At 56.8% G+C, this 950-nt stretch carries 1 protein-coding gene; it reads right to left on the bottom strand.

Translation table 11 applies throughout. From position 1 onward, the window contains the following. Positions 1-117: 117 nt before the first annotated feature. Positions 118-950, bottom strand: an 833-nt coding sequence (locus QVP67_RS09925; protein WP_288180096.1) for a CNNM domain-containing protein, incomplete at its 5' end; no start/stop codon positions are given.

Below are 950 nucleotides of genomic sequence, written 5' to 3'. Positions count from 1 at the left end.
ACTTGCACGGCTCACGAGCAACACAAGTGTCTCTCACGAGCCGTACTTGTATGGCTCCCGGACAGCTCTGGAGTGCTTCTGCGAGGGGGGAAGATTCACCGCTTCCGGTACACGCTTTTAGAAGGTGGAACCCTGTTCTGCCTTCCGTTTCTGCCAGCGGTCACGCGCCAGCTTCTGCATGTCGGTCACGGCGTCGCGCTCGTCCACAATCTCGAAACCGAGGGCTGTTTCGATGATGTCTTCCATGGTGACGATGCCCCGCAGACAGCCATATTCGTCGATGATGATGGAGATGTGCTCTTTCTTCTCAAGCATTTTTTCCCAGATTTTCGAAACCGAAGTGCTTTCGGGGAAGGTCAGGATGGGGCGTACAATGTCGGACAGCTTCATGTCGAACTTGTCTTCGGCCAGGCGCTCCAATACGACTTGCCGCAGCACGTAGCCCGTGATGTTGTCTTCGTTGTTGTGGAAGACGGGGATGCGCGAATAGTTGCAGAACTGCTTGCTGCGGTAGAAGTCCTTCAGTGTGGTGTCCTCGGGTGCAGCGGCCACTACTACACGAGGCGTCATCACGTCGCGGGCCGTTACGTTGTCCAGCTTGATCAGGTTCTGTATCATTCGGTTTTCGTCCTTCTGGAACACGCCTTCCTCGGCACCGATAGACACCATGGCCGACACCTCTTCGCGGCTCACCGAAGCCTCGTGCTTCGACGGTGCCACCAGACGCGTAATCAGTTCGGACAGCCACACCAGCGGATAGGAGATCAGAATCATACCCCGGATGATGCGGGCCGAAGGCACAGCCAGCGAACGCCAATAGTTGGCACCCACACTCTTCGGGATAATCTCGGAGAGGACAAGGATGAGGATGGTCAGTACGGCAGAGATGATGCCGAAATAAGCTTCGCCGAACACTTTCACGGCTTCGGCTCCGACGCCCGCCGCCCCCA

This window comes from Bacteroides sp. CAG:633 (assembly GCF_000435115.1).
GTDB lineage: Bacteria > Bacteroidota > Bacteroidia > Bacteroidales > Bacteroidaceae > Bacteroides > Bacteroides ndongoniae.
Note: the sequence above shows the minus strand (reverse complement) of the source record. Positions and strands in the feature narration are given on the sequence as shown.